The sequence below is a fragment of the Amycolatopsis sp. NPDC049159 genome (assembly GCF_040648295.1).
Lineage (GTDB): Bacteria > Actinomycetota > Actinomycetes > Mycobacteriales > Pseudonocardiaceae > Amycolatopsis > Amycolatopsis pretoriensis_A.
The window spans coordinates 1-23,259 of sequence record NZ_JBEZDL010000024.1 but is presented as its reverse complement, the minus strand read 5'-3'; the positions used below and the strand labels follow the sequence as shown (position 1 = coordinate 23,259).

Below are 23,259 nucleotides of genomic sequence, written 5' to 3'. Positions count from 1 at the left end.
GCCGCTGGCAGCCGGCGCACACGGCCCTGGCAGGGGCCTGGCAGCGCGCACCCGCACTGCCCTCGAGGGCATCCCGAAGCACGCCCGGTTGCTCCCTTTGGTCGGTCCTCGTGCCCCCTCCCCCGGCACCGCGACGGCGCGACGATGACGGCCGACGATCGGGAGAACACCATGGCGTTGACCGTGACCTTCGCAGGCAGGACCCCGGCGACCAGCGGGGGCACCGCGTACTACCACGTCTGGACCTACACCGTGCAGGCGTCGTCGCTCGGGGAGTTCGGGCTCACCCAGCGGATCGCGCTCGCCCTGCCCGCCGCCGTCGACGTCCAGGACCCGCGCCGGTACCCGGACATCGGCGCGCTCGGCGGGGCCTTCCTCGAGAAGGACGCCGCGGGCAGCCGCCAGTACGCGGGGAAGGTCGTCGGGTCGCCGGGGACCACCCAGACGATCGCCTTCGTCGCGCCGGCCGCCCAGGCGGACCGGGAGCTGTTCCTCGTCGGGGCGAGCGGGACCGGCAAGCCGTGGACCGTGCTGCCGTTCGCGGTGACCGCGGGCGGCCCGGTCGCGAACGCGCAGGCCCTGCCCGCGCCGGCCGTCGGCGCCCGGATCACCACCGGGCGGCCGCTGGCCGAGTTCGCCGGCGCGCTGCCGTACGCGAGCGAGTCGTTCGGCCTGATCCAGCCGCTGCTCGGCTGGCGCTCGCAGCGGACGGTGGCCCGGTACGTCGAGGCGCTGCGGCGCGTCGACGACGCCGTGCTGGCCACCCTGTCCAAGGTCGTCACACCACGGGCGAAGTTCGTGCCGCCCGTCATCCACCTCCAGGGCGCCGAAGCCGGCTCGACCGACACACTGGAGCTGAAGACCGGCGACGCACCCGCCACCGGCTCGTACAACCCGCTGATCGCCTCGGTGCTGGCGGACCTGATCCAGGCGCGCGTCAAGGACAAGGACCCGCGCGCCCCGGCGACCTGGCTGCCCCTGCTGTCCCGCGCGAGCCTGGACCCGATCCTCGCGAACGAGGTGGCGCCGGTGCTGTTCACCCGCGCCACCGTCGTCGAGCCCACCGACCAGGCCAAGCGCCAGGCGCTGGTGGAGGCCATGGCGGCCAAGGAGTCCATGGTCGCCGGGCTGCTCAACTACCTCGCCGTGCAGAGCCTCGTCCCGACGCTCGCCGACCTGTTCTCCCCGCCCCGCGAAGGCGAGGTCGACACCCCGCAGTACCGCGGGCTGCAGCGGATGCTCGACCCGCTGGAGACCGCGAGCCGCGCGGAGGCGCTCAACCGCGTCAGCCTCTCCCCGGTCGGGATCGTGCACCTGTTCCGCCAGTACTTCTTCGAGTTCGACACCTTCCTCGGCCCGCCGGTCCAGCACGTCTGGCTCAGCCCGGGCAGCTCGCTGGAGCTGATCGAGTCGCAGACCCGGCGCACGCTGGTCGAGCGCGTGGTGGAGGAGGGCCAGGAGCTCACGCAGAGCCGGACCAGCGAGAACAAGCTCGACGACGAGGTGTCGACCGCGGTCAAGGACGAGAACGAGCGCAACACCAAGCTCGGTTTTTCGGTGTCGGCCAACCAGCGGTGGGTCTGGGGCGACGCCAACGAGACCGCGACGATGGACCTCAGCGACACCCAGAAGCAGGCCCGCGAACAAACGCACAAGCAGATGCGCCAGCAGAGCGAACGGCTGAGCACCGAGATCAAGCGCAGCTTCAAGACCACGTTCCGCACGGTCACCGAGACCACCGACACCTCGAGCCGCCGCTACGTCCTGGCGAACGGCACCGACAAGCTGATCAACTACGAGCTGCGCCGCAAGATGCGCCGCGTCGGGGTGCAGGTGCAGGACCTCGGCACCCAGCTGTGCTGGCAGTCCTTCGTGGACGACCCGGGTGCGGCGCTCGGGCTGGCCAAGCTGGTCCACCTCGCCGCACCGCCGGACGCGGCCGCGGTGGCGCCGGCCAACGAGCTGCCGATGCCCGAGGACTACACCGAGGACGTCACGGTCCAGTTCGGCTACCCCTTCAACGGCTACATCCGGCCGGTGGGCGGGTCCGGGACGGGCTGGTGGATCGCCGACGTCGAGCTCACCCCCCGGGACGGCTTCGAGCCCGCGAAGGTCGGCGAGGTGCGCTGGACGGCGGGGGCCGCGGCGGTGAAGCTCAAGCTGGGCCGCAAGACCCAGGACGCGCCGGAAGGCACGCCCGACCCGCGGCAGCCCGCGCTGTCGGTCTTCCTCTACAACGCCCACGGCGAGCGGAACGAGCTCTTCGCGTTCACCGTGCCGGTGACCTACCGGGCCTCGGCCGAAAAGCGCAAGCAGGTCAGCGACCAGAACCAGCTGCTCGCCGCGAAGCGGGACCTCGAACTGGACCGGAAGCAGCGCGAGGCGTACCTGACGGCGGCGCGGGAGCGGGTGGCCGCGGCCAGCAAGATCCAGGTCCGCGACTACGACGTGCTCCGCGAGGAGGAGCGCGTGGTCGTGTACCGGCGGCTGCTCGAACAGCTGATGCGGATCGACGGCACCCGGCCGACCCAGCCGGAGCTGCTGCACAAGCTCGCCGAGCTCATCAACTCGATGTTCGACGTCGAGGCCATGCTGTACTTCGTGGCGCCCGAGTGGTGGCGGCCCCGCCGGCACGAGGCGCACCCGACGTTCGCCCCGGAGCTCGACCGGCTGGGCGACCCGCGGCTCGAAACGCCCGGCGGCACCCCGGCGCGGGACCCGTCGCTCGAGACGGCCGTCGAGCACCTCGTCCGCGACAGCCCCACCGGTCTCGACGACCACACTGTCGGCTGGGCCAACGAGGGCGACATGAGGCGGCGCGACAACTACTTCATCACCGAGGACTCGGCGCCGGCCCGGCTCGGCAGCTCGCTGGGCTGGCTGCTGCAGCTCGACGGCGACCACCAGCGCAACGCGTTCCTGAACGCGCCCTGGGTGAAGGCGGTCGTGCCGATCCGGCCGGGCAAGGAGCTCGCCGCGCTGAACTGGCTGTCCGACCCGAGCATCGAGGGCGCCGACGGCCTGGACGACCGCTACCAGCCGGCCACCGGCGGCGAGAGCACCCGGATCCTCACCGGGCTGCGCGCTTACCCGTGGTCCGACCCGGCGCTGGTGACCCGCTACCGCGACCTGGCCCCGGCCGACCTGACCATCCGCGACGTCCTGCGGTACGTGGCCGTCACGGTGCTGGCCAAGCACGAAGCGGGCACCGAGGTGATCACCGAGCAGCTCGAACCCGGCGTCACGCTGAACTACCTGCGCCCGGACATGGTGTACGAGAAGGGCTTCGACCCGCTCGACAAGGGGTTCAAGGCCGAGAGCGAGAAGGGCTACGAGGTCTTCGACCAGTGGGTGGAGGTCCTGCCGACCGACCAGGTCGCGGTCGTCGAGGTCGAGTACGACCCGAAGACCGGGCAGCAGGTCTGAGCGTGCTCACCCTCAGGGACGTGACGGCCACGACGTGGACGACGCTGAGCAACCCGCCCACCGGCCAGGCGGTGCCGGTCGAACCCAGCGCCGAGTGCCTGCGCGACGTGAAGACGTGCAAGCTCCAGACCGCGAACCGGAAGGACGAGAAACCCTTCCTGGCCCGGAACCGGAACTGGGATCCCCTCCCGCTGCCGGACGTCACGAAGCCGATCTCCTGGCCGTTCCTGAAGCCGTCGCTCTTCAAGAGGTCGGCGTTCGCGAAGTGGGACGTCCTCGACCTCGAGTTCGTCCGGCAGCCGCCGGCCGGTTACACGGTGAAGGTCTACAGCGTCACCTACGACGGCGACGAGCGGCCGCCGCGGTTCGTCGCCGTCGCCGTCCCGATGGACCTGGACACTTCGAAGCCGCCGCCGTTCCTGGTGCACTACAAGCACATTCCCGGCCAGGACGAGAAGGCGCACCTGTTCACCCACTTCCGGCCGCTCGGGTTCGACTGGCTGTACTACGACATCTGGAGCTGGTGGGTCTACAACGCACGGCCGGGAGCCGGCGGCAGCGTCAAGGTCGACATGCCGTTCCTCTCGCCACAGCAGGGGTCCTTCGGTTTTCCCTACCAGCTGCGGCACGCGAACAAGCCGTACGTGGTCGTGCTGCCCCAGATCAGCCGGGTGTTCGACCAGGCCACCCGCCAGCTGCGCGACTACCAGCTGTATTCGGCGGCGACCCTGCGCACGCTCCTGCTCGCGATCCAGGGCGACATCCTGCCGATCCACGGCGACACCCTGTCCCACGTCGCGATCTCCGCCAACAGCAGCGGGTGCAACGTGGTCGCGAAGTTCCTGACCGACAACGTGGCCGCGGCCAAGCGCGACCCCACGGCCGGGACCTTCATGAACGACGAGTTCAACGAATTCTTCGTCTTCGATCCGCCCGACGGCTTCACCGACCCCATGATCGCCGCCGCGGGCGGGTGGTCGAAGCTGACGAGCGGGCGCAGCACGGCCAAGGGCAAGAGCGTGCGCTTCTACACGCATTCCTTCCCGACGGCCACGACCGCGCTGACCGGGGGCAAGGCGAACCCGTTCACCCGGGGGAAGAACGGGCTGGCGGAGTCACCCGACAAGCGGGTCTCGGTGGCGTACCTGCCCTTCGACGCGCGCGACGGCAACGACGTGTGGCAGCAGACGTACGACGAAAACCTGCCGGACGGCCGCTTGCGTGTGAACAATTTCGACTTCGTCCACCACGCGATCCCGGCGCTCTGCCTGACCGACGCGGCCGCGCGCAGCCTCTACGTGTGAGATCGGCGTCGTCTACGGTAAGGGACCGGACAGGTGGGCACGGCGACGGCAAGGTGACGGGTGAGGGAACGCGAACTGCGCCGCCGCTGCCGGCGGTTGCTGAAGGAACTGGGCATCCGGCCGCCGCTCGACGTCGTCGAGCTGTGCCGGAGCGTCGGGGACCAGCGCGGGCGGCCGATCCGGCTGATCGCGCACCGGATCCCGGTGCCGGGCCCGTTCGGCGCGTGGATCGCCACCGAGCGCGCCGACTACATCGTCTACCAGCGGGACACGAGCAAGGCCCACCAGAGCCACATCATCCTGCACGAACTGGGCCACATGCTGGCCGGCCACCACGCCACCGCGGAGGACGACAGCCTGGTCGCCGGGCTGACCCCGCCCGGGCCGTACCCGGACCTGACGCCCGAGCCGGTCCGGCGCGCGCTGCTGCGGACCTCCTACGACACCGACCACGAGCGGGAAGCCGAGACGGTCGCGACGATCATCCTGGAGTGGGCATCCGTGCTGGACCGGGTCACGCCCGAGTCGTCGGGCGAGCGCACCGCGCAGCGGATCGAGAACGCGCTGGACGAACGGCTGGGGTGGCTGTGAACAGCAAGATTGCGCTGCTCGTCGTCCAGGGCGTGCTCCTCTACCCCGCCCTGCTGTGGAAGGTCTACCAGCTCACCCGGGCCCCGCGGGACGTCGCGCGCTGGATGGTCACGGCCTGCCTGGCCTGCTTCGCGGCGTCCTTCCCGTTCGGCCTGCTGGCGGGCGACGTGAACCAGCCGGACCCGGGCGCGATCGTGCCGCTGCTGTTCCAGCACGTCTTCCTCTGCGGGCTGGTCTATTCACTGGCGTGCTTCTTCTTGTTTTCGGCGCTGCCGGCCGACCGCGCCCGGCGTCGGGCCTGGGGGGAGGCGGTCCCGCTGGCCACGGCGATCCTGGTGATGGCGGTCGTCGCGGTGCTGATGCCCGGCGGCCCGCCGTCGACGTACCCGCGTGCCGGGGTCTCGGTCTTCTACCTGGCGGCCGACCTGTACCTGACCTACGGCATCGCGAGCGCGTGCTTCCTCGCCCGCCGCTACGCCCGCGGCGCGGCCCCCCGCCTGGCCCGCGGCCTGCTGGTGGCATCGGTGGGCTTCGCGTTCGGCGCGGTGGGCGGCGCGACACTGGTGGCGGTGGTGCTGGTCCACTGGGCGGGCGCGGCGATCCCGTGGCTGCTGGTGCAGGCGACGGTCTTCCTGGTCTTCCCGAGCGCGATCCTGCTGGTGATCGGCCTGTCCTACCCCGGCGTCACCACCCGCGTGGCCGCGACCCGCGTGTGGTGGCAGCACTTGCGCACGTACCACCGTCTCGGTCCACTGTGGACCCGGCTGCACGAGGCGTTCCCGGAGGACGCGCTGAGCCGGAAGCCGTTGAGCCCCCGGCGTGACGCGCTGAGCGTGCTGGGCGTGCACCGGCGGTACTACCGGCGGGTCATCGAGTGTCGCGACGGGCTGGTCCGGATCAGCCCTTACCTAGCCCACCGGCCGTCCGAGGGGCCATTGGCGTTGCGGCTCACGGAGGCCCTGGACGCCCACGCCCGCCGCGAGCCGGTCCCGGATTCGGGAATGCCGGTCGCCGTCCCCGAGGGCGGCGGCCTGGACGACGACGTCCGGGAGCTGGTGGCGCTCTCGGAGTCCCTGCGGACGGTTGCCGCCTGACGGGCTAGGAAGCGTGCCACCACGGCACGTCGGTCTCGCCGAACAGCACGAAGAACAAGGACACGAGGACCCGCCCGTTCCACGCGCGGAAACCGTCGACGGTCGTCTCGACCTCTTCGGCGCTGAGCAGCCGAACACCGGCCTCACGGAGCAGGGCGAGGACGCGGTCTCCTTCCGGAGGCATGTCCGGTCCGGTACCGACGACCACATCGGAGCGGACCAGCTCGGCGCCCGCGGCGGTGCAGGCCAGCAGCGCGAACGGTCCCACCGCCGACAACCACAGCGACCACGCCGGTGAATCCCGGCTGACCTGCAGGACGTACGAGAAGCTGACGTCGTCCTCGCGGTCGGTCCAGTCCTCCACCAGCAGGAGCTGCCGCAACCGATCCACCAGGGGTTCCCAGGGCCGCACTCGCAGTGCGTCGGAAAAGAATCCGTAGTCCGGCTTCCGCAGGTCTCCGTACGCTCGTCGCGCGTGTTCGAGGAACTCCTCCACGCGCCGCTACCGGATCAGATCAGCGGTCGAGCCACGGAGCGAGCAGCTTCTCCAGGTCCGCGTCCGACAGCGCCCGCGGGCCGCCGTGGAACTCGTGCCAGCGCGCCGCGTCGCACGCCGCCGTGTACTCCACCTCGAACGCTCGCATCAGCACGTACATGAACGTCACCGAGCTGAACCGGTCGCCCAGCAGCGTCCGGGCACCGCGGGCCACGTTCGTGGCGCCGGTGAAGTCCGCGAGCCGAAGCTCCTCCGCAGCCGGGTCGAGCAGGCTGGGGGCATACATCACGACAAACACTCCATCACTGAAAGGGAAAACTCAGCCTTCGGCAGCAAGCTGCCCACAGGCGGCGGCGATCTCCTGGCCGCGGGTGTCCCGCACCGTGCACGCTACTCCGCCGGCGTTGACCAGCCGCACGAACTCCCGCTCCACCGGCTTCGGCGACGCGTCCCACTTCGAACCCGGGGTCGGGTTCAGCGGAATCACGTTGACGTGCACCAGCTGACCCAGGTGCTTGCGCAGCCGCTTCGCGAGCAGCTCCGCCCGCCACGGCTGGTCGTTGATGTCCCGGATCAGCGCGTACTCGATCGAGACCCGCCGGCCGGAAGTATCGGCGTAGTACCGGGCGGCGGAGAGCACCTCGTCGACCGACCAGCGCTCGTTCACCGGCACCAGCGTGTCACGCAGCTCATCGTCCGGAGTGTGCAGCGACACCGCCAGCCGCACCTGCATCTTCTCGTCCGCCAGCTTCCGGATCGCCGGCGCCAGCCCCACCGTCGACACCGTCACCGAACGCTGACCGATCCCCAGCCCACCCGGAGCCGGGTCCGTGATCCGCCGGACCGCCGCGACCACACGCTTGTAGTTGGCCAGGGGCTCGCCCATCCCCATGAAGACGATGTTCGACAGCCGCCCCGGGCCACCGGGCATCGTGCCGTCGCGCATGACCGCCGCCGCGGAGCGGACCTGGTCCACGATCTCCGCCGTCGACAGGTTGCGGTCGAGGCCGCCCTGGCCGGTCGCGCAGAACGGGCACGCCATGCCGCAGCCCGCCTGGCTCGAGATGCACAGCGTCGCGCGGTCCGGGTAGCGCATCAGGACGCTCTCCAGGAGCGTGCCGTCGTGGGCTCGCCACAGCGTCTTGCGCGTCGCGCCCCTGTCAGCCTCCAGCGCACGGACCTCGGTCAGCAGCGTCGGCATCAGATCCGAGACCAGCCGGTCCCGCGAGGCCGCCGGGATGTCGGTCATCTCCGCCGGGTCGACCGTCAGGCGGGAGAAGTAGTGGTTCGACAGCTGCTTCGCCCGGAACGGCTTCTCCCCCAGCTCGGCGACGGCGGCCGCGCGTTCGGCGAGCGTGAGGTCGGCGAGGTGGCGCGGCGGGAGGCCGCGCTTGGGGGCGTCGAAAACGAGCGGGAGGGCAGTCATAACCGGTCAAGTGTCCCACGCCCCGAAACCCGCACCCGGCCCGCCCCGGCCGGGTGTCCGCCGGGTCACACCCAGGTCGGGGGCTCGGTAGCCTCGCGGGGTGAATCCGGGGGAAAGCGACTACGCCGCCATCGCCGCGTCCATGGCCGAAGCCCTGCGCGCGGGCGCCGGCACCGCGTGGGCGCACGCCACGCTCCAGCTGCGGCACACCGGCGGGTCCGTCTCGTGCACGGCGTGGAGTGACACGCGGGACGGCCTTCGCGTGGACTACGGGCCGATCGCGGAGCGGCTGTTCGAGCGCCCGCCCGCGGTGCTGGAAGTCCGGCTCGACGTCTCGGGGGCGTACCGCTTCACCGCCCGGCCGGACCTCACCGCCGTCTCGCCCGGGCAACTCGTCTTCGATCCGGGCTTCCGCTACCCCGGCCACCCCTTGCCGGGGCGCCCGCGGCCCGCGGGCGCCGAACCGACCGGCGCGCCGACGGATCCCTTGGTGCGCGCCGAGATCCTCAGGCTCACCGGCGAGTACGCGGCGGCGTACACCCGCATCAAGGGCACGCCGCCCCGGTGGCCCGCGGGCAAGACCGAAGCGGAGCTGGCCGGCGCCGAGGCGCGCATGGGCGTCCGGCTGCCCGAGGACCTCCGCGCGCTGTACCTGGTGGCGGACGGCGATCCGTGGGAGACCGGCCTGCTCGGGCCCTACTCCCACGACCCGCTGGACCGCGTCGTCGACACCTACCTCGAAGGCGCACCCGGTTCCTACGGCTGGGAAGACGCGCTGGACGACGACGGCGTCGTGTTCGAGACCGTGCCCTTCGGCGCGGTGAAACGCCTGTCGCGCAACGACTGGTGGATCACCTTCGGCGGGGACCGGGCGATGAACTACGTCGCGGTGGACGTCGACCCCGCCGCGCGGGGGCACGCCGGCCAGGTCCTCGAGTACGGCCGCGACATCTACGGCCCGCTGCGCTACGTCGCGACGTCGATCACCGCGATGCTGACCGAGGTCGTGGCCGCCCTGCGGGCCGGGCGCTACGAAGACCCGGGCGAGCAGTACCTCTTCGCGGAGACGGATCTCCGCGACGCCGCCGAGCGGTCGTACCACGAAGTGATCTCCGAGGCGGCCACGCTGGACCTGCCGTCGGTGGTGGCCGGGCTGCCCGGCCGGGAGCTGGTGCAGGAGGTCTACCTGAACGACGCCGCCGACGTCGACCTGGGCGTGTTCGCTCCGCTGCCGTCGCTGCGGCGGCTGAGCGTCAACCGCGCCGGCGCCGTCACCGCGTCGATCGGCGGGCTCGGCGCGCTGGAGTCGGTGCGGATCGAGGCCACGCGCGCGGACCTGGCCGGGCTCGCCGGGCACCCGGCGCTGTGGGACCTGGGGCTCGAGAACGTCCGGGAGCCGCTCGACCTGGAGGTGCTGCGCACGCTGCCCCGGCTGACGAGGCTGGACCTCGCCGGCTCGGCGGTGCCGGACCTCGGCCCGATCGCCGACCTCCCCGGCCTGCGCGTGCTCGGGCTCGACGCCGGGCAGGTCCGCCGTCTGCTCGACCTCGGGAAGCCACTGCCCCGCCTCGCGGCGCTGTTCGTCGCCGGGCGGACGACGCTGCCGGAGATGGCCGGGCTGCGGGCCGCGTTCGGCGGCGACCGGGCCGGCCCGGTGACCGAGTTTTCGGCCGTGCTGCCCGGCCGGCCCTGACAGCGTGCTTCACGGCGCCCCGTGCGCCGCGACCAGCCTCGTCATGTGCGGGGACGGGCGCACACCCAGCTCGCGGTGCAGCAGCGCCCGGTAGTGCTGGTAGTGCCGCAGTGCCGAGCCGCCGTTGCCCTGGGCCAGGTGGGCCGCGATCACCGTGCGGTGAGCGCTTTCCCGGACCGGGTCGATGCCGATCGCCGTGAACGCCGCCTCCAGCGCGGCCAGGTGCGCGCCGGCCGTGATCAGGCGCTGGGCGATCGCCTCCAGTGCGTGCAGGCGGACCTGCTCCCAGCGCTGCCGTTCCGCGGTGAGCCACTCCTCGGTCCAGTCGGGCAGCAGGTCGCGGGACAGGGCGCCGACGAGCCCCTCGGGCGCCGGGCGGGCCGAAGCCGCGACGACGTGGTGGGCCGCTTCGAGGGCGCCGCGGAAGTCGACCGGGAGGGCCGGGGACAGCCGCAGGTGGTCGACCGGGGTCTCGACGACCGGGGCGGCCGTGGAGCGCCGGACGTGCCACAGCGCCTGACGCAGGTTCGCCGCCGCGCGCTGGCGGCGGCTCTCCGGCCACAGCTGCTCGGCCGCCGCGTTGCGGTTCACCGCGGCGCCGTCGCGCACCGCCAGGAACGCCAGCAGGCGCTGCGCCGCCCGGGGCAGCGCGACCCGCTCGCCGCCGTCCAGCAGCTCGAACCGGCCCAGCAGCACCAAGTCCACGCGAGATCTGTCGCCCTCGTCCATCGCGTCCCCTCGTCTCCGTCGACGCCGTTCGCCGGTCTCCGAGCATGGCACCGGCGGTGTCTCCCGGGCGTCTCACCGCTCCCTCACGCCGCGTCGGGACCACGGCTCCCGCGCGATCGCCACTCAGCCGTGCGCGGGCTTGACCGATCACCCGGACGGGAGCCGCCGCGACGGCGCGTCGCCGGACACCCCGGCCGCCGGGCGCCCGGATCGCCAATGGCCCAACGGGACTGGTCCGCCCTGGTTTAGCCCATCGTGTGACGCCCGACGGCGTGCGGCACGCGGGACCGACGCCCGCGCGACGGCGGCCCCGGAAGGTCTGTCCCGAGGGCCGCACCGGCCCGCACGAACCGAGGAGCGGAAACCATGACGGACGGACAGCTCAAGAGCGTCGACATCCAGATCGCCGCGGAGGACCTGAAGACGCTGAAGAAGAACGAGTACAAGCTGTGCTTCGCGAAGAAGGTGAACGACACCTACAACGTGGTGTGGCAGTCGGCCGACAAGTACCTCTCCGACAACACCTTCTCGTGGCAGCCGCTGTACGAGCTGTTCGGCAGCAACGAGTTCAAGGGTGACGTGACGGTGCGCGTCTCGACGAACCGGGTCTCGATCGGCCTGGGTGACGAGTCGGTGCTCGACTCCAGCGGCTTGCTCGGGGAATCCTCCTCGGGCGGCCCGGCGACCGGCATCACGCTGGTCAACGACTACGGCACGATCCACCCCGGGCTGTGCGCGTTCTCGACCAACCTCGACGGCAGCACGTCGACCAGCCCGATCTACGTGGCCGAGAAGGCCATCGTGACCGGCTCCGACGTGCTGACCCCGGTCGAGTGCGTGCAGGTCTGGTTCGAGCAGGACGTCGCCACCAGCACGATGTTCAGCACCGCGCGGTCCAACGCGATCGAGATCGACCTCACCGAGGTGAACTCGGCGGCCCGGCTCTACAGCAACGGCGAGTGGACGACACCGCGGGTGAGTTCGCTCTACGTCGACACGAAGGCGATCGTGACCATCATCGCGGCGCTGACCGCGGCGGTCAGCGTCCAGCAGCTCCTGGCCAAGATCACCTCGAAGCTCACCGGGGTCTACCAGGACATCCAGGTCGACGTGAAGGCCGCGGGCGGCAACAGCGTCAGCATCGTCTACTCCGAGAAGCCGAAGCTCTCCGCGATCCGGGGGAACCAGACGCGGCTGCTGCTGCGGAACCCGGCCGTCGTCGACCAGCTCGCCGGGTTCGCGCTCGAGGCGTTCGCGCAGCTGAAGGCTGGCTACGTCTCGCTCACCGCGACGGCAGCCGCCTGATCCCCGGCGCACGGGCGGCCTTTACGGTGAAACCGGACGGGCCGCCCGGGCGTCCGAGGGTCCGACGAAAGAGGTGAGCCCGTGTCCTTCCGGCACTGCGTCCTGGTTCTCGCGGTGGTCTTCAGCACCGCGGCCTGCAGCACATCGACCGCGGGGCAGGCCCAGCCCGTGCCGACGGTGACGGCGGCCGCGGGGCCGCAGGTGACCGTCGGGACGATGCGCGTGACGCTGCCGCCGGGCGCGACCTTCACCGAGCACAGCCAGGACGGCCTCCTCGACGGCTGCATCGCCGAAGGCACCACGGTCTGCGAAGCGCGGATGCTGGACCTGCGCGAACTGACTTCGGACCCCAACGCGCCCATCAACCTCCCGAGCGCGAAGCGGCCCTTCGGCTGGTACACCGGCACGGACGTGCCGACGTGCATCACGCCCGCGTCGCCGCCCGGGCAGGCCGCGGTGGCCACCGGCAGCACGCTGCTCGACTCCGGCTTCGCCCCGATCGGCACCAAGAAGGCCGAGTACGGCCGCTGGCAGGTCACCTGTGAAGACGCGACGCAGAACAACCAGGTCCGCATGTGGTGGCTGCCGACGAGCAAGATCCTGGTCGTCGAGTACGGGTCCTTCCCCGGCTGGGACGCCAAGATGGACGCACTGCTGACCGGCGCCACCTTCGCCTAGGCGGTCACGTCCAGCGCGGCCCGGATGATCGCGTCGGTGTCGATGCCGTGGTACCGGTAGACGTCCTCGAGCGAGCCCGACTGGCCGAAGCCCGTGACACCCAGCGAGACCGACGGGACCCGGTTGATCCCGGCGAGGAACGCCAGCGTGTGCGGGTGGCCGTCGAGGACGGTGACCAGCGGCTTCGCGCGCGCGGCCGGGAAGACCTGGTCGAGGATCCACGACTCGCCGGCGCCCCGGCCCGACCGCGCCTGGAGCGCCTCGAACAGCAGGCCCGGGCTGGTCACGCAGACGACGTCGGCCTCGACGCCGACCTGGGCCAGCCGCTCGGCCGCCGCCAGGGTGTCCGGCACCAGCGCGCCCATCGCCGCGAGGGTGACCGAAGGCGCCGAAGCCCGCCGCAGCAGGTACGCGCCCGCCACGACCTGGCGGCGACGCCGTTCGCGCGCCGCCGGGTCGGCCGGCACCGCGGCCAGCGTCTGGTCGACCGGGCGGGTCGAGAGCCGGAAGTACGACGACGTGCCGCCCGGCTTGCCGAGCCGGCCGAGCGCCGCCAGCAGCGTCCACTCGGTGTCGATCGCGAACGCCGGTTCGTAGCTGACGCAGCCGGGCTGCTCGATGCCGATCGACGGCGTGGTGATCGACTGGTGCGCGCCGCCTTCCGGGGCGAGCGTGACGCCGGACGGCGTGCCGATCAGGATCGACTGCCCGCCCGCGTAGATGCCGAACGACCACGGCTCCAGCGCGCGCTCGACGAACGGGTCGTACATGACGCCGATGGGCAGCAGCGGCTCGCCCCAGCGGCTCCAGGTGGCACCGAGTTCGCCCAGCAGGCCGACCAGGTTCGTCTCGGCGATGCCCAGCTCGACGTGCTGCCCGGTCGGCTTTTCCCGCCAGTGCATGATCGTTTCGGGGTCGTCGTCGAACCAGTCGCGGCGCTCGGTGGCCGACCAGACGCCGACCTTGTTGACCCAGCCGCCGAGGTTGGTCGTCGAGCTGACGTCCGGGCTGACCGTCACAACGCGCTTCGCCGCTTCGGGCGCTTCGCGCGTCAGGTCCAGCAGAACGCGGCCCAGCGCCGCCTGCGTCGTCGCGGTCCCGGACGGCGTCCGCCCGATGTCGGTGGGCAATTCGAGCGAAGGCAGCGAAGGAACGTCGGGACGGCGAAGGCGCGAAGCAACCTCGGCGCACAACGCGGCTTCGGCCGTTTCAGCCGCGAAGCCCTCCCAGGGCGAAGCGAGGTCCGTCCCGAGCGACGACGCCAGCTCTTCCATCTGCGCGGCGGTCAGCAGCGAGGAGTGGTTCTGCGGGTGCCCCTGGGTCGGGAGACCGCGGCCTTTCACGGTGTAGCAGAAGATCACCGTCGGCCGGCTGTCCGAAATGGACGCGAAGGCGTCGTCGAGCGAGCCGAGGTCGTGGCCGCCGAGGTTGCGGATCGCGGCCAGCAGCGTCTCGTCGTCGAGCGAGGCGACCAGCTCGGCCAACGCGGCGTTCCCCGCGGGCAGCCGGTCGCGCACCTGGGCGGCGTCGCAGCGCAGCAGCCGCTGGTACTCCGGGTTCGGCATGTCGTCGATCCGCGCACGCAGCTCCGCGCCGCCGGGCCGGGTGAACAGCTCTTCCAGCAGCCGCCCGTACTTCAGCGTCAGCACCTGCCAGCCGGCGGCGTCGAACATGCCCTGCAGCCGCCCGGCCGCGATGTTCGGGACGACGCGGTCGAGCGACTGGCGGTTGAGGTCGACGATCCAGACGATCTCGCCCAGCTCGGCGACGCCCGGGTCGAGGATGGCCTCCCAGATCGCGCCTTCGTCGAGCTCGGCGTCGCCGACCAGCGAGTACTGGCGGCCGGTTCCCGCGGCGCCGCCCCGGGTCGTCAGGTAGCGGCGGGCCAGCGCGCCCCAGATCGGGGCGGTCGCGCCGATGCCGACCGAGCCGGTCGAGTAGTCGACGGGGTCGGGGTCCTTGGCGCGGCTCGGGTAGCTCTGCAGGCCGCCGAACTCGCGCAGCGTCGGCAGGTAGTCCTCGTCCAGCTCGCCGAGCAGGTAGTTGATCGCGTGGAGCACCGGCGACGCGTGCGGCTTGACCGAGACGCGGTCCTCGGGGCGCAGGTGCCGGAACCACAGCGACGTCATGATCGACACCAGCGACGCGCACGACGCCTGGTGCCCCCCGACCTTCAGCCCCGACGGGTTCGGCCGGACGCGGTTGGCCTGGTGCACGATCGCCGTGGCGAGCCACAGCACCCGCCGTTCGATCGCGGCGAGCGTGCCCGTCGCCGGAACGGTCGCGGAGGGCTGGGTCATCGTCGACACCTTTCGTGCAGGAAGCACCCCCAGAACAGCACTGGTGGACGCTTCGCACAACCGATGCCGATCCGGCTGCGCAGAATGCACACCGGAACCGGACGGCTCAGGCCTCCGGGTGCGCAGAATGCACGCGCTCCAGCAGAGGCGTCAAGCGGTACGGGACGAGCTCGCGCATGACGAGCGAGATGTTCGTCCGCTCGACCCCGGGCGAGGCCAGGATCCGCCCGGCGATCCGGTAGAGGTCGTCCGCGTCGACGGCGACGACCTGCACCATCAGGTCACTCGCCCCGGTCAGCCCGCACACCTCGGTGACCTCGGGGATTTCGGCCAGGGCTTCGGCGATCTCGGCGAGGCGCCGCTGGTCGACCTGCGCGTTGACGAACGCCCGCAGCGGGTAGCCCAGCCGCGCGGGGTCGATGCGGCGTTCGAACGACCGGAGCGCACCGCGCTGCTCCAGCCGCGCGAGCCGGGCCTGCACCGTGTTGCGGGACAGGCCCAGCCGCTCGGCCAGCGCGACCGCCGTGGACCGGGGGTCCTCCCCCAGCGCCTGGAGCAGCCGCGCGTCGATCTCGTCGATGGTGTCGGGCACGGCCCGATCTTCCCACCCGGACGCGGCCGTGACCGGGCTCACCTCCAGCAGGTTGTCATCCGACCGTTTCCGATATATCGTGAAGCAGTCGCAACAGTTCGAGAAAGGAACACAGACATGCGTAGGCAACGACACCCCTTCGCCCACGAGCGTGGGCGCACCCCTTTCGGGCCCTTCGGTGGTTTCGGCGAGTTCCCCCCGGGTTTCGGCCCCGGTGGACGCGGCCGTGGCCACGGACCGGGCCGGCGGGGTCACGGCGGACGGCGCAGCCGCCGCGGTGACGTCCGCGCCGCGATCCTGGCGCTGCTCGCCGAGCAGCCCCGGCACGGCTACGAGATCATCCGCGAGATCGGCGAGCGCTCCGGCGGCTTCTGGCGCCCGAGCCCCGGCTCGGTCTACCCGACGCTGCAGCTGCTGGCCGACGAAGGCCTGGTCGTCAGCAAGGACGAGCACGGCAAGAAGCTCTTCGAGCTGACCGACGCCGGCCGCACCGCCGCGGAAGAGCAGGACAGCACCCCGCCGTGGGAGCACATCGCGCAGGACGTCGACCCGACCGAGGTCGGGCTCGCGAAGGCGGGCAAGAACCTGGCCGCCGCGGTCGTGCAGATCATGCGCGCGGGCACCGAGAGCCAGCAGGCCCGCGCGGCCGAGGTGCTCAACGACGCCCGGCGCTCGCTCTACGGCATCTTGGGCGAAGACGAGGACGAGTCCTCGGCTCCCGAAGAAGCAGCCGAGTGACCTGGCAGGACGAGGCCGGTGGGCTTGCGCCGCGCGTGAACGCGGTAACCCACCGGCAGCGTCAGGTCTTCGCCGCGATTCCCGTTACGCTGCAAGGACTCCGTGATCGCCTGTTCGGCGACGGGCTTGCTGAACTCGATCTTCAGCACGGCTTCGAGGTCGGCCGCCGTCGCGAACCGCCAGTCGGTGGCGACGCGGCGGCAGCCGAACCCGGCGCGGGCGAAGAACCGTTCCACCGCGGCCGGGTCGTAGTGCGGTAGGTCGGCGCGCATCCAGCCGCCGTAGGGCTCACCGGTCACGTCGAGGTCGACGATCAGGATCTTCCCGCCCGGCCGCAGGACCCGGTCGGCCTCCGCCAGCCCCGGCTCGCACCCCGGCCCGAAGAAGTACGCCGTGCGCGCGTGCACGACGTCGACGCTCGCGCTGCGGACCGGCAACCGCTGGGCCCGGCCCATCCGGACGTCCACGTTCGACAGTCCCTCGACGCGCTTCAGCGCGCTTCGCACCAACGGCTCGTGCGGCTCCACACCGAGCACCGAGCGCGCGTCGCGGGCGAAGACCGGCAAGTGGAAACCGTCCCCGCAGCCGACGTCCAGCACGTCCCGGCCGGTCCAGTCGCACTCCTCGCGCAGCACACGCCAGATCTCGCCGCCGCTGTCCTGCGCGCGGTTCTCGCGCTCGTAATCGGCCTGGTAGTACCAGATGTTGGGGCTCGGCACGACCTCCGCGCGCCGCGACGACCACCGCACCCCGCTGCTCCTTCCGGGTCCTCGTCGCCGTCCAGTGCTCGCCCGGTGGCGAATTCTTGGCGGAAACCTCACGGATCACGCCTAGAATCCGGTGGGTATCGGGAGGAGCACCCATGGCAGTCGACCCGTCCAGTACCCCGTCCCCGGTCCCGGCCGGAATCCCGTGCTGGATCGAGCTGGCCTGCCGCGAGCAGGCCGTGGCGGAACAATTCTACGGTGCCCTCTTCGGCTGGGAGTACACCACTCAACGCGATCCGGCGACGTCCGACGGCCGGTACGCCATCGCGACGCTGAACACGCTCCCGGTCGGCGGTCTCTACCGCGCCGCGCAGGGGGCGCCGCTCGGCTGGATGCCGCACCTGTCCGTGCCGCACACCGCCAGCGCGGCGGAGTGGGTCGAGCACCTCGGCGGACGGCTGACGCTCGGCCCGATGCCGATCCCGCAGCGCGGCACGATCCTGCACGCCTACGACACGAGCGGCGCGCCGGTCGTGTTCTGGGAGGTGCCGCCGGACTGGGAGTTCGTCACCGGGATCCCCAACACCTTCAGCGGCGCGGATCTCAACACCCACGACGGCGCCGCGGCGGATCACTTCTACACCAAGCTCTTCACCTACGGCAGCCACCAGATCGGCGACGGCGAGACCCTCGACTACGTCGAATGGCTCATCGAGCACCAGCCGGTGCTGTACCGGTACGTGATGGGGTCGGAGTACAGCCTCGACACCCCGCCGCACTGGCTCGTCTACTTCGACATCGACCCGGCGCGCGGCGCCGACGCGGTGGCGGGCGAGGCGCTGATGCACGGCGGCACCGTCGTGATCCAGCCGTACGACACCCCGTTCGGCCGGATGGCGATCCTCGCCGACCCCGAGGGCGCGGTGTTCGCCGTGATCGACCACTCGCGCGTCTCCGAGGAATGGGGCCGCGCCGAGGTCGACGACCCCTACGACGACTGACGCGCGGCGAACGCCAGCCCCGCGACCAGCGCGTACCCGGCCGCCACCAGCCACATCCCGGCGGCCGGGACCAGCGCGCCGACGAGCGCGACCCCGATCGCTCCCCCGGTCTGGCGCGACGCGTTGAGCACCCCCGCGGCCAGCCCGGCCTGCCCCGGCAAGGCGTTCATCGCCAGCGACGTCATCGCGGGCATCGCCAGCGAACAGCAGCCGAAGACGACCGAGACCACGGAGAACGCCACCAGCGCGCGATCCGCGGGCAGCAGCGCGAATCCGGCCGCGCCGACGAGCCCGGCCAGCGCGCCCGCGACCATCGGCGCACGCGGGCCGGAGCGTCCGGTGAGGCGTCCGCTGAAGAAGGCGTTGAGCCCGACCACCGCCGTCAGCGGCACCAGCGCGAGCCCGGCGGCGAGCGCCCCGAGCGACCAGGCGCGTTGCAGGTACAGCGCCAGGCTGAAGAGGGTGCCGTAGAGGCAGAAGTTGAACAGGCCGCCGATGCCCGTGGCCACCGCGAAGTCCCGGATCTTCAGGATGCCCAGCGGCAGCACGGGTTCGGCGACGCGCTGCTCCACGGCCACGAACACCGCGCCGGCCACCACTCCTCCGGCGAGCAGCGCGAGGGCGGCGGGCGCGCCCCATCCCGCGTGCCCGGCTTCGATGAACCCGGCGACGAACGCGGCCAGCGACACCGTGCCGGCGACCTGCCCGGCGAAGTCGAGGTGCGTCTCCCGGCGCGGGGGTTCGGTGACCGCCCGCCGCGTCAGGACGATGGCGAGGATCCCGACCGGGACGTTGACCGCGAAGACCAGGCGCCAGTCGGCGAGGCCGACGGCGAGCCCGCCGAGCACCGGCCCGGCGGCCAGCCCGGCCCCGCTCATGCCACCCCAGACGCCGAGCGCGTGGGCCCGCTCCCGCGCGTCCGGGAACTGGTGGACGATCAAGGCGAGCGACGACGGCAGCAGCGCGGCGGCCCCGGCCCCCTGCACGGCCCGCGCGGCGATCAGCCAGACCGCGTCCCCGGCGAGCGCACAGCCGCTGCTGGCGACGACGAAGACGGCGACGCCCGCTTCGAAAACGCGTCGTGAACCCCACCGGTCCCCGGCGGCACCCCAGGTCAGCAGGAACGCGGCGAGGGTGACGGTGTAGGCGTCGACCACCCACTGCAGCGCGGCCGTCGACGGCTCACCGAAGTCGGCGCCGATCGCGGGCAGGGCCAGGTTCACGATGGTCGCGTCGAGCGTGATCATCAGGAAGCCCAGGCAGACGGCGGCCAGCGCGAGCTTCGCCGGGGCTCGGGTTTCGGTGCTCATGCCCCCGAGTGAAACCCGCAGAAGCTTCGGCCGTCCACGAACCGTTGCCTCCCGAGTGGGAGCTTGCGGCTCCCACCGCAGGTCAGCCCAGCGGGACGAACGCGGACAGCAGCAGCCAGGAAACGACGGCCGAGGGCAGCAGCGAGTCGAGGCGGTCCATGATGCCGCCGTGACCCGGCAGCAGGGTGCCCATGTCCTTGACGCCGAGGTCCCGCTTGATCAGCGACTCGACGAGGTCGCCCAGGGTCGCGGTGAGGACGATGGCGACGCCGAAGATGACGCCCTGCCAGACGTGCCCGTCCAGCAGCAGGCTCAAGGTGAGGGCGCCGGCGACGATCCCGCCGACCAGCGAACCGCCGAAGCCTTCCCAGGTCTTCTTCGGGCTGATGGTGGGCGCCATCGGGTGCTTGCCACCGAGCACACCGGCGATGTAGCCCCCGGTGTCCGAGGCGACGACGCCGATGAGGAAGGTGAGAACGCGCCCGACACCGTCCGACGGCGGCACGAGCATGGCCGCGAACGCCCCGAAGAGCGGCAGGTAGGCGGCGGCGAACGTCGACGCGCTGATGTCCCGCAGGTAGCCCTTCGCGCCGCCGGGCAGGCGCCACAGCAGGCAGGCGAGCACGGTCAGGACGAACGCGGTGAGCGCGCCTTCCCGCCCGAACGGCCAGGCGAGCCAGATCATCGCCTGCCCGCCGACGAGCACCGGGATCATCGCGATCTTGGTATCGGCGACCCGGCGCAGCACCCCGGCGAATTCGAAGGTGCCGACCGCGATCGCGATCGCGATGATCCCGATGAAGAGGAAGCGCACGGTGAGCAGGGAAACGATGATCGCGGCCCCGAGCAGCAACGCGACCCCGATGGCGGCGGGCAGGTTCCGCCCGGCCTTGGAAGCCTTCTTGGCTTCCGGCGCCGCCTCGGCACCGGGAGTCCCCGGCACAGAGGTCGGCTCAGCGGCCCCGGCCGCCGACAGCCGGCTCGCCTCGCCGGTTCCCGAGGACGCCCCGGCACCGGCAATCGAGCCAGCACCCGCGGTTTCGGCCGACGCCGAGTGGTCCGCACCGCCAGTACCCGAGGACGCCCCGGCACCGGCGATCGAGCCAGCACCCGCGATCCCAGCCGACGCCGAGCGATCCACACCGCCAGCACCCGAGGACGCCCCGGCACCGGCGATCGAGCCAGCACCCGCGGCCCCGGCCGCCGCCGAGCGATCCGTACCGCCGGTCGCTGCGGCATTTCCGGCCGCAGCCGAGCGGTCCGTCCCCTCGGTTCCCGAGGTCACGCCCGTGCCCGAGGTCTCCGGCGCGGCGCCCGTCCCCGGGAACTCCGGCGTGGCCGGGGTGCCGGCTCGCGCCGGCTCCGGCGTCCCGGGCGCGGCCGCCGGGTGTTCTCCGGTGGCGTCCACCCGGTCCTCGCGTTCCTCGCTCACCTGTGCCATCAGACCTCGAGCAGCTCGGCTTCCTTGTGCTTGACCAGCTCGTCGACCTTGTGCGAGTAGGTGTCGGTGAGGTTCTGCAGTTCCTTCTCCGCGCGCACGACCTCGTCCTCGCCCGCTTCGCCGTCCTTGCCGATGCGGTCGAGCTCTTCCTTGGCCTTGCGGCGGATGCTGCGGATGGTCACCCGGGCGTCCTCGCCCTTGCCCTTGGCGACCTTCACCATCTCCTTGCGCCGCTCCTCGGTGAGCTGCGGGATGACGATCCGGATCACGTTGCCGTCGTTGCTCGGGTTGACCCCGAGGTCGGACTCGCGGATCGCCTTCTCGATGGCGACCAGCTGCGTCTGGTCGTAGGGCTTGATCAGCGCCATCCGCGCCTCGGGCACGTTGACGCTGGCCAGCTGGTTCAGCGGGGTCGGCGCGCCGTAGTACTCGACGACGATGCGCGAGAACATCGACGGGGTGGCCCGGCCGGTGCGCACCGACGTCAGGTCGTCCTTCGCGACGGACACCGCTTTTTCCATCTTCTCCTCGGCGTCGAGGAGGGTCTCGTCGATCACGGCTACTCCCGTTGTTGTGATGGGTGGCGCTTGCTGATCCCAGCAGGTCTAGGCCGGCACCCCGTCGGCGGGGGTGCTGACCAACGTGCCGATTCTTTCACCACTCACCGCGCGGGCGATGTTCCCCTCGGTGAGCAGGTTGAACACGATGATCGGCATGTTGTTGTCCATGCAGAGGCTGAACGCCGTCGCGTCGGCGACCTTGAGGTCCCGTTCCAGCACCTCGCGGTGGGTGATCTCGCGGAACATCTCGGCGGTCGGGTCGGCCTTCGGGTCCGCGGTGTAGACGCCGTCGACGGCCTTCGCCATCAGCACGGCTTCGCAGCCCAGCTCGAGCGCCCGCTGCGCGGCGGCGGTGTCGGTGGAGAAGTACGGCATGCCGACCCCGGCGCCGAAGATCACGACGCGGCCCTTCTCCAGGTGCCGCTCGGCGCGGCGCGGGATGTAGGGCTCGGCGACCTGGCCCATCGTGATGGCGGTCTGCACGCGGGTGGGCAGGCCCTCCTTCTCCAGGAAGTCCTGCAGCGCCAGGCAGTTCATCACGGTACCCAGCATCGCCATGTAGTCGGCGCGGTCGCGGTCCATGCCGCGCTGCGAGAGCTCCGCGCCGCGGAAGTAGTTGCCGCCGCCGATCACGACCGCGACCTGGACGCCGGTGCGGGCGACGTCGGCGATCTGCTGCGCGACCGAGTGGACGACATCCGGATCGACGCCGATCGAACCACCGCCGAACATTTCGCCGCCCAGTTTCAGCAGCACCCGCCGGTAGCCACCTTCGACCCGGTCACCCATCTATGTCGCCTCCTACGCCCTCGGCCGTGCATTTCTTCTCTGGACCCGACAGTGCCCCGTCCCCGGTGGGCGGAGACGGGGCACTGTGGGTGTGAAACCTACGCCCTGGCCTGGTGTCAGGCCTGGCCGACCTCGAACCGCGCGAACTTGGTCAGCGTCACGCCGGCCTCGTCGAGCAGGGCCTTGACGGTCTTCTTGTTGTCCTTGACCGAAGGCTGCTCGAGCAGGACGTTGTCCTTGTAGTAGGCGTTGACCTTGCCCTCGATGATCTTGGACATGGCCTGCTCCGGCTTGCCCTCTTCGCGGGCGGTCTTCTCGGCGATCGAGCGCTCGTTCTCGACGATCTCGGCCGGGACCTCTTCGCGGGTCAGGTACTTCGCGCGCAGCGCGGCGACCTGCATGGCGGCACCGCGGGCGGCCTCGGTGTCGTCACCGGTGAACTCGACGAGCACGCCGACGGCCGGCGGCAGGTCGGAGCCGCGGCGGTGCAGGTAGGTCGCGGTCTGGCCCTCGAAGGCCACGACGCGGCGCAGCTCGAGCTTCTCGCCGATGCGGGCCGAGAGCTCCTGGACGACCTCGTTGACGGTCTTGCCGTCGAGCTCGGCGGCCTTGAGCGCCTCGACGTCGGAGGTCTTGACGGTCTTCGCGACCTCGACGATCTTCGCGGCGAGCGCCTGGAAGTCGGCGTTCTTGGCGACGAAGTCGGTCTCGGAGTCGAGCTCGATGAGGACACCGCCCTCGCCGGTGACCAGGCCCTCGGCGGTGGCGCGCTCGGCGCGCTTGCCGACGTCCTTGGCACCCTTGATGCGCAGGAACTCGACGGCCTTGTCGAAGTCGCCGCCGTTCTCCTCGAGCGCCTTCTTGCAGTCCATCATGCCGGCGCCGGTCATCTCGCGCAGGCGCTTCACGTCAGCGGCGGTGTAGTTCGCCATTCTGGTAGATCCGTCCTTTTCAGGTACGTAAGTCTTGGAGGGTGCTACGCCCGTGGGGGCGGCCGGAGCCGGCCGCCCGGGCGGGGGTAAAAAAGGAGGTGGCGGTCGCCGGCGCGGTCGGGGGCGCGACCGGAGGCACCACGGCCG

Annotated in this window: 21 protein-coding genes; 9 read left to right on the top strand and 12 right to left on the bottom strand. The window is 71.6% G+C overall.

Going from position 1 to position 23,259, the window contains the following annotated elements; translation table 11 throughout:
- Nucleotides 1-144 precede the first annotated feature (144 nt).
- Genes AB0B33_RS37015 through AB0B33_RS37000 form a run of 4 tightly spaced genes read left to right on the top strand, consistent with a single transcriptional unit; the run spans nt 145 to nt 6,415 of the window.
- Nucleotides 145-3,426, top strand: coding sequence for a hypothetical protein (locus tag AB0B33_RS37015; RefSeq protein ID WP_360780717.1), 3,282 nt, complete (start codon nt 145-147; stop codon nt 3,424-3,426).
- Nucleotides 3,427-3,428: 2 nt separating this feature from the next.
- Nucleotides 3,429-4,730 carry a hypothetical protein gene (locus AB0B33_RS37010; RefSeq protein WP_360780714.1) on the top strand — a complete coding sequence of 434 codons (1,302 nt, stop codon included), beginning with the start codon at nt 3,429-3,431 and terminating at the stop codon, nt 4,728-4,730.
- A 60-nt stretch (nt 4,731-4,790) separates the two neighbouring features.
- On the top strand, nt 4,791-5,321 hold the full coding sequence (locus tag AB0B33_RS37005; protein ID WP_360780711.1) for a hypothetical protein: 531 nt from the start codon (nt 4,791-4,793) through the stop codon (nt 5,319-5,321).
- Nucleotides 5,318-6,415, top strand: a complete 1,098-nt coding sequence (locus AB0B33_RS37000; RefSeq protein WP_360780708.1) for an MAB_1171c family putative transporter — start codon at nt 5,318-5,320, stop codon at nt 6,413-6,415. Before AB0B33_RS37005 ends, AB0B33_RS37000 begins: the two co-directional genes overlap by 4 nt.
- A gap of 4 nt (nt 6,416-6,419) precedes the next feature.
- Here the strand turns inward: AB0B33_RS37000 and AB0B33_RS36995 are convergent, their stop codons facing one another.
- The 3 genes from AB0B33_RS36995 to rlmN all read right to left on the bottom strand — a co-directional run bounded on the left by AB0B33_RS36995 (nt 6,420) and on the right by rlmN (nt 8,337).
- Nucleotides 6,420-6,806 (bottom strand): hypothetical protein, encoded by a 387-nt coding sequence (locus tag AB0B33_RS36995; protein ID WP_247012935.1) that lies wholly within the window; start codon nt 6,804-6,806, stop codon nt 6,420-6,422.
- A gap of 124 nt (nt 6,807-6,930) precedes the next feature.
- On the bottom strand, nt 6,931-7,197 hold the full coding sequence (locus AB0B33_RS36990; RefSeq protein WP_360781038.1) for a hypothetical protein: 267 nt from the start codon (nt 7,195-7,197) through the stop codon (nt 6,931-6,933).
- A gap of 33 nt (nt 7,198-7,230) precedes the next feature.
- The gene (gene rlmN, locus AB0B33_RS36985; protein ID WP_360780705.1) at nt 7,231-8,337 is read right to left on the bottom strand and encodes a 23S rRNA (adenine(2503)-C(2))-methyltransferase RlmN; all 1,107 of its coding nucleotides are present in this window, start codon (nt 8,335-8,337) and stop codon (nt 7,231-7,233) included.
- 100 nt (nt 8,338-8,437) lie between these two features.
- Here rlmN and AB0B33_RS36980 point away from each other — a divergent pair, with 100 nt between their 5' ends.
- On the top strand, nt 8,438-10,030 hold the full coding sequence (locus tag AB0B33_RS36980) for an SMI1/KNR4 family protein (protein WP_360780702.1): 1,593 nt from the start codon (nt 8,438-8,440) through the stop codon (nt 10,028-10,030).
- 9 nt (nt 10,031-10,039) lie between these two features.
- Here the strand turns inward: AB0B33_RS36980 and AB0B33_RS36975 are convergent, their stop codons facing one another.
- Nucleotides 10,040-10,759, bottom strand: a complete 720-nt coding sequence (locus tag AB0B33_RS36975) for a BTAD domain-containing putative transcriptional regulator (RefSeq protein ID WP_360780700.1) — start codon at nt 10,757-10,759, stop codon at nt 10,040-10,042.
- 366 nt (nt 10,760-11,125) lie between these two features.
- Here AB0B33_RS36975 and AB0B33_RS36970 point away from each other — a divergent pair, with 366 nt between their 5' ends.
- Both AB0B33_RS36970 and AB0B33_RS36965 read left to right on the top strand, forming a co-directional pair.
- The gene (locus AB0B33_RS36970) at nt 11,126-12,064 is read left to right on the top strand and encodes a hypothetical protein (protein ID WP_360780697.1); all 939 of its coding nucleotides are present in this window, start codon (nt 11,126-11,128) and stop codon (nt 12,062-12,064) included.
- An 81-nt stretch (nt 12,065-12,145) separates the two neighbouring features.
- Nucleotides 12,146-12,742, top strand: coding sequence for a hypothetical protein (locus AB0B33_RS36965; protein WP_360780694.1), 597 nt, complete (start codon nt 12,146-12,148; stop codon nt 12,740-12,742).
- Here the strand turns inward: AB0B33_RS36965 and AB0B33_RS36960 are convergent.
- Together AB0B33_RS36960 and AB0B33_RS36955 are read right to left on the bottom strand one after the other, a co-directional pair.
- Nucleotides 12,739-15,042, bottom strand: a complete 2,304-nt coding sequence (locus AB0B33_RS36960; RefSeq protein ID WP_360780691.1) for a pyruvate dehydrogenase — start codon at nt 15,040-15,042, stop codon at nt 12,739-12,741. The genes AB0B33_RS36965 and AB0B33_RS36960 overlap by 4 nt on opposite strands.
- A 106-nt stretch (nt 15,043-15,148) precedes the next feature.
- Entirely contained in the window at nt 15,149-15,634 is a 486-nt protein-coding gene (locus AB0B33_RS36955) for an Lrp/AsnC family transcriptional regulator (RefSeq protein WP_247012954.1), read from the bottom strand.
- Between the two features lie 117 nt (nt 15,635-15,751).
- Between AB0B33_RS36955 and AB0B33_RS36950 the strand changes: the two genes are divergently transcribed.
- The gene (locus AB0B33_RS36950) at nt 15,752-16,372 is read left to right on the top strand and encodes a PadR family transcriptional regulator (RefSeq protein ID WP_247012956.1); all 621 of its coding nucleotides are present in this window, start codon (nt 15,752-15,754) and stop codon (nt 16,370-16,372) included.
- On the opposite strand, the gene AB0B33_RS36945 is transcribed toward AB0B33_RS36950, so the two are convergent.
- The gene (locus AB0B33_RS36945) at nt 16,312-17,121 is read right to left on the bottom strand and encodes a class I SAM-dependent methyltransferase (RefSeq protein ID WP_360780687.1); all 810 of its coding nucleotides are present in this window, start codon (nt 17,119-17,121) and stop codon (nt 16,312-16,314) included. The two genes, AB0B33_RS36950 and AB0B33_RS36945, sit on opposite strands and share 61 nt — an antisense overlap.
- A gap of 113 nt (nt 17,122-17,234) precedes the next feature.
- Between AB0B33_RS36945 and AB0B33_RS36940 the strand changes: the two genes are divergently transcribed.
- Complete coding sequence (locus tag AB0B33_RS36940; RefSeq protein ID WP_247012960.1) at nt 17,235-18,080, top strand: VOC family protein; 846 nt, start codon at nt 17,235-17,237, stop codon at nt 18,078-18,080.
- Here AB0B33_RS36940 and AB0B33_RS36935 read toward each other — a convergent pair.
- The 5 genes from AB0B33_RS36935 to tsf form a co-directional block, all read right to left on the bottom strand.
- On the bottom strand, nt 18,068-19,390 hold the full coding sequence (locus tag AB0B33_RS36935) for an MFS transporter (RefSeq protein WP_360780684.1): 1,323 nt from the start codon (nt 19,388-19,390) through the stop codon (nt 18,068-18,070). The two genes, AB0B33_RS36940 and AB0B33_RS36935, sit on opposite strands and share 13 nt — an antisense overlap.
- 82 nt (nt 19,391-19,472) lie before the next feature.
- The gene (locus tag AB0B33_RS36930; RefSeq protein ID WP_360780681.1) at nt 19,473-20,333 is read right to left on the bottom strand and encodes a phosphatidate cytidylyltransferase; all 861 of its coding nucleotides are present in this window, start codon (nt 20,331-20,333) and stop codon (nt 19,473-19,475) included.
- A gap of 497 nt (nt 20,334-20,830) precedes the next feature.
- The gene (gene frr, locus AB0B33_RS36925) at nt 20,831-21,388 is read right to left on the bottom strand and encodes a ribosome recycling factor (RefSeq protein WP_360780678.1); all 558 of its coding nucleotides are present in this window, start codon (nt 21,386-21,388) and stop codon (nt 20,831-20,833) included.
- 48 nt (nt 21,389-21,436) lie between these two features.
- Nucleotides 21,437-22,180, bottom strand: a complete 744-nt coding sequence (gene pyrH / locus AB0B33_RS36920; RefSeq protein WP_003065595.1) for a UMP kinase — start codon at nt 22,178-22,180, stop codon at nt 21,437-21,439.
- Nucleotides 22,181-22,296: 116 nt separating this feature from the next.
- Nucleotides 22,297-23,112, bottom strand: a complete 816-nt coding sequence (gene tsf / locus AB0B33_RS36915; protein WP_247012966.1) for a translation elongation factor Ts — start codon at nt 23,110-23,112, stop codon at nt 22,297-22,299.
- Between the last annotated feature and the right edge of the window lie 147 nt (nt 23,113-23,259).

Bases quoted from the DNA above. Each gene is read 5' to 3' on its own strand.
- AB0B33_RS37015 (WP_360780717.1), top strand. From the start codon at position 145: ATGACGGCCGACGATCGGGAGAACACCATGGCGTTGACCGTGACCTTC.
- AB0B33_RS36990 (WP_360781038.1), bottom strand. From the start codon at position 7,197: ATGTATGCCCCCAGCCTGCTCGACCCGGCTGCGGAGGAGCTTCGGCTC.
- rlmN (WP_360780705.1), bottom strand. From the start codon at position 8,337: ATGACTGCCCTCCCGCTCGTTTTCGACGCCCCCAAGCGCGGCCTCCCG.
- AB0B33_RS36975 (WP_360780700.1), bottom strand. From the start codon at position 10,759: ATGGACGAGGGCGACAGATCTCGCGTGGACTTGGTGCTGCTGGGCCGG.
- AB0B33_RS36970 (WP_360780697.1), top strand. From the start codon at position 11,126: ATGACGGACGGACAGCTCAAGAGCGTCGACATCCAGATCGCCGCGGAG.
- AB0B33_RS36960 (WP_360780691.1), bottom strand. From the start codon at position 15,042: ATGACCCAGCCCTCCGCGACCGTTCCGGCGACGGGCACGCTCGCCGCG.
- AB0B33_RS36950 (WP_247012956.1), top strand. From the start codon at position 15,752: ATGCGTAGGCAACGACACCCCTTCGCCCACGAGCGTGGGCGCACCCCT.
- AB0B33_RS36940 (WP_247012960.1), top strand. From the start codon at position 17,235: ATGGCAGTCGACCCGTCCAGTACCCCGTCCCCGGTCCCGGCCGGAATC.
- AB0B33_RS36935 (WP_360780684.1), bottom strand. From the start codon at position 19,390: ATGAGCACCGAAACCCGAGCCCCGGCGAAGCTCGCGCTGGCCGCCGTC.
- pyrH (WP_003065595.1), bottom strand. From the start codon at position 22,180: ATGGGTGACCGGGTCGAAGGTGGCTACCGGCGGGTGCTGCTGAAACTG.
- tsf (WP_247012966.1), bottom strand. From the start codon at position 23,112: ATGGCGAACTACACCGCCGCTGACGTGAAGCGCCTGCGCGAGATGACC.